We start from the raw sequence: 4,115 nt of genomic DNA, 5'->3' as shown, positions 1-4,115 counted from the left end.
ATATCCAAAAATATATTTAAATATATTTTTGGATATATTGGCTTAATGGGGTTTATGATTTTTATCGACTTTTAAAAGCTGCCCAGCTTCATTTAAAGTAAATTCATCAAAATCATTTGCTAAATAAAAATGACCTTTATAAAACTGGCAAACTTCTTCAGTAATAGCTTGTTGCCCAGCTTTATCCTGATGTCTAGGGCTAAAATGCGTCAGAATTAAATTACTTAAAGATTGCTGTTCTGCAAATTCAGCCACCATTTTTGCTGAGCTATGCATTGGACCTTTGCCGACTTTATCTAAAACCGTTTGCAAGTAAGTCGATTCGTGAATAAGGAGTTGAGCATCTTTGCAAGCATCAGCTAATAGTTCAGGTTGGTCATTATCACCACCTATAATTGCATGAACTTGTTGATTTTGTATTTTGATAAAGTCTTGAGCTTTTAAAGTTTGTCCCTCAAATTCAACATTGTAGCCTCGTTTTAAATGGCCCCACATATCGCCTTGAGGTACGCCAAGCTGAGTTAGAGCTTGGGTATCTAACTTCTTCTGAATCGATTTGATGTAAATACTAAAAGCAAAACTTGGAACACGATGGCTTAGTGGGTGTGCTTGAACAATGAATTCATCAGTGATTTGTTGTGGCTGCATTGCTTTATTTACATCAATAAATTGCAGTGAGTAGGGTAAATGTAAGTCAGTAAGCTGGGCAGTGATTTCAAACCATTGCTGAATTTCTTTCGGTGCAATCATGATTAATGGTTTGCTACGGGCATTCATGCCTGCACTTGCCAATAAACCAACTAGACCATAACAATGGTCGCCGTGAACGTGTGTAATACAAATGGCAACTAGGTTTTGTAATGAAAGTTTGGCTTGTTGAACGCGGTGCTGTGTACCTTCGCCGGCATCAATTAAAATCCAGTCCTTATTTTTGCTGTTACGAACTGCTAATCCTGAAACATTACGTGTCAGGGTAGGTACACCCGAAGATGTGCCTAAAAAAGTAAAATGAAGCATATTCTTGGAATTTTTTGGTCAAATGCGTATTGTATATTATAGACACTTATAAAATTTTATAGAAATTATGGCGGATGCAAAGAAAACAGTCGTTATTGGCTTTGTCGGTTCTACACTTGATCAGGGGAGAAAGCCAGATCGATGGCAACGTTGGCGTCCTACGATTAGCTTGTTAATGCATGAAGATTTGCTTGTAGATGAATTAGTATTGTTACATGATCGACAGCATCATAATTTAGTTAAATCTATAGCAGCAGACGCGAAAGAAATTTCTCCACAAACTCAGGTTTCTGGACACAAGGTGAGTATTAGAGACCCTTGGGATTTTGCTGAAGTTTATGGGGCACTTTATGATTTTGTAAAAACCTATCCGTTTGATGTCGAAAAAAATAACTATTTATTGCATATCACAACGGGAACACATGTTGCCCAAATTTGTTGGTATTTATTGATAGATGCACATTATTTACCTGCTCAGCTTATCCAAAGCTCACCTAATCAACCAAAGACCCCAGAAGGTGAATATAGAATTATTGATCTGGATTTGTCTCGATACGATGTTTTAAAACAGCGATTCGATGATGAACAAAAACAAAATTGGCAACAACTTAAAGCAAATATTTCTACTCATAATAAAGTGTTTAATCAGCTTATTGAGGAAGTTGAATTAGTTGCAACCCGCTCTAGTGCGCCTATTTTAATTATGGGTGCAACAGGTGTTGGTAAGTCTCATTTGGCAAAACAGATTTTTCAATTAAAGAAAGATAAATTTCAATTAAGCGGTCGTTTTATCGATGTTAACTGTGCAACCTTACGTGGTGATAGTGCTATGTCAACCTTATTTGGTCACATAAAAGGTGCATTTACAGGAGCAGCTGCATCTCGCGCTGGTTTATTAAAAAGTGCTGACCAAGGCATTTTATTTTTAGATGAAATCGGTGAATTGGGACTTGATGAGCAAGCTATGCTGCTAAAAGCACTAGAGGATAAAAGCTTTTTTCCTGTTGGGAGTGATAAGGAAATTCAGGCCGATTTTCAACTAATAGCTGGTACTAACCGTGATTTGCGTAATGAGGTTCAAGCTGGCCGTTTTCGTGAAGATTTATGGGCTCGTTTGAATACATGGACGTTCTTTTTACCCAATTTAAAAGACCGTGTAGAAGATATTGCACCCAATATTGATTTTGAGCTACAGCGTTTTGCTGCAATTCATCAAAGACAATTACGTTTTCAACGTGATGCTTTAGAAACATATTTAAAGTTTGCTAAATCAGTAGATGCATCATGGCAAGGAAATTTTAGAGATTTAGCAGCGAGCGTAACTCGTTTGGCAACTTTATCTCACGGTGAGTTAATTCGTCGTGAAGCTGTAGAAAAAGAAATTCAACGCCTAAAGCAACTTTGGCTTACTCAGGATGAATCTTACAATGATAAAAATACAGATATTTTGTTGAACTATTTGGCTTCTGAACAAATAGAACAAATAGATGAATTTGATCAGATTCAATTACGAGGTGTGCTCAAAGTCTGTGAAAATTCAAAATCAATGGCAGAAGCTGGAAGACAACTCTTTTCAGTATCTCGTCAACAACGTAATACAACAAATGATAGCGACCGAGTAAAAAAATATTTAGCCCGTTTTGGATTAAGTTGGAATAATTTTTAGCAGCTACAGTGCTTATGAAATGATGGACATAGACTCAATCTATGTCCATCAAATACACTTTATTTCATGATAATAAAGCGTGTAATGATTTGACGAAGCTGTTTTAGATAGCCTGTAAAGAAGTGGTTAGCGCCCGGTAAAATCGTAATTGGATGCTTTTGTGGTTTTGCCCATGCAATTGCATCTGAAAGTAAGGTAATGTCATCTTGCTCACCATGAATGAGTAGAATATCACCTTGAATTTCAGGAGTTTTATAGTGGCGTAAACCTACTACAGTAGCCGTTGGTAAACCGCATAAAATTAACTGTATAGGTCGTAATTCAGGATTAAGCTGTGCAAAGCATTTTGCTAAAACATGTGAGCCGAAGCTAAAACCGCCTGCATAAAATGGTAGGCCTTCATGAAGCTTACGAACATGTTCAATGACAGCTAAGATATCTTCAGTTTCACCATGGCCTTCATCATGAATACCTTCACTACCGCCTAGGCCGCGGAAGCTCGGGCGGTAAACAATGCAGCCATATTCATTAAAGATTTGGGTTAAAAGGGCAGGGACTTTATGTTGAGGGGTTCCACCTTGCAATGGGTGCGGATGACAAACAACCGCAAAGCCTTTGATTTCACCTTCAGGGCGGTCAACGAAAAGTTCAATTTTACCTACTGGACCCTGGATGAAAGTTTGCTCAGACATATAAGAACCGCTAAATAACAATACGTGATGCTATTTTACCGATAGTCGTCATTGAAAACACGAGTTAGCATTAAAAAATATCTACTGTTATAGTTGGTATTAAGAATAATTTTTTCAGGTTATGTATGCTTGCTTTAATTTCTCCTGCAAAAACTTTGGATTATGAAACAGCGTTACCTACAGATGAGTTTACTCAGCCTCGCTTGTTAGAACACTCAGCACAATTAATTGATGTTAGCCGTAAACTTTCTGCTTCGGAAATTGCGAGTTTAATGAGTGTTAGTGAAAAAATTGCCACATTAAATGCAGACCGATTTAGAGATTGGAAGCCCGAATTTGATTTTTCAAATGCTCGTCAGGCAATTTATGCATTTAAAGGCGATGTCTATACGGGTTTAGATGCGTACCATTTAAAAGATAAAGATATTGATTTTGCACAGCAGCATTTGCGTATGCTCTCTGGTCTATATGGTTTATTACGTCCTTTAGATTTAATGATGCCTTATCGTCTTGAAATGGGCACTAAATTAAAAAATACGCGTGGTCATAATTTGTATGAGTTCTGGGGTGAAATTATCACAAACCAGATTAATGAAGATTTGGCAGCAATAAATTCTGATTTACTTGTAAACTTAGCTTCAGATGAGTATTACAAATCGGTCAATGAGAAGAAAATTAAGGCTAAAATTATTAAGCCAGTTTTTCTAGATCAGAAAAATGGTAAATATAAAGTCATTAGT

At 36.9% G+C, this 4,115-nt stretch carries 4 protein-coding genes; 2 read left to right on the top strand and 2 right to left on the bottom strand.

Going from position 1 to position 4,115, the window contains the following annotated elements:
* Window positions 1-42: 42 nt before the first annotated feature.
* Entirely contained in the window at window positions 43-1,017 is a 975-nt protein-coding gene (locus tag UC75_RS06645) for a ribonuclease Z (RefSeq protein WP_049837090.1), read from the bottom strand.
* A 67-nt stretch (window positions 1,018-1,084) separates the two neighbouring features.
* On the opposite strand from UC75_RS06645, the gene rtcR reads away from it, so the two are divergent.
* Window positions 1,085-2,683 carry an RNA repair transcriptional activator RtcR gene (rtcR, locus tag UC75_RS06640; RefSeq protein WP_049837089.1) on the top strand — a complete coding sequence of 533 codons (1,599 nt, stop codon included), beginning with the start codon at window positions 1,085-1,087 and terminating at the stop codon, window positions 2,681-2,683.
* Between the two features lie 59 nt (window positions 2,684-2,742).
* On the opposite strand, the gene UC75_RS06635 is transcribed toward rtcR, so the two are convergent.
* Entirely contained in the window at window positions 2,743-3,375 is a 633-nt protein-coding gene (locus UC75_RS06635; protein WP_049837088.1) for an alpha/beta hydrolase, read from the bottom strand.
* Between the two features lie 125 nt (window positions 3,376-3,500).
* On the opposite strand from UC75_RS06635, the gene yaaA reads away from it, so the two are divergent.
* Window positions 3,501-4,115: peroxide stress protein YaaA (yaaA, locus tag UC75_RS06630; RefSeq protein WP_049837087.1), on the top strand; the 615-nt coding region annotated here is incomplete at its 3' end.

Source organism: Acinetobacter sp. V2 (genome assembly GCF_001188385.1).
Classification (GTDB): Bacteria; Pseudomonadota; Gammaproteobacteria; order Pseudomonadales; family Moraxellaceae; genus Acinetobacter; species Acinetobacter oleivorans.
Note: the sequence above shows the minus strand (reverse complement) of the source record. Positions and strands in the feature narration are given on the sequence as shown.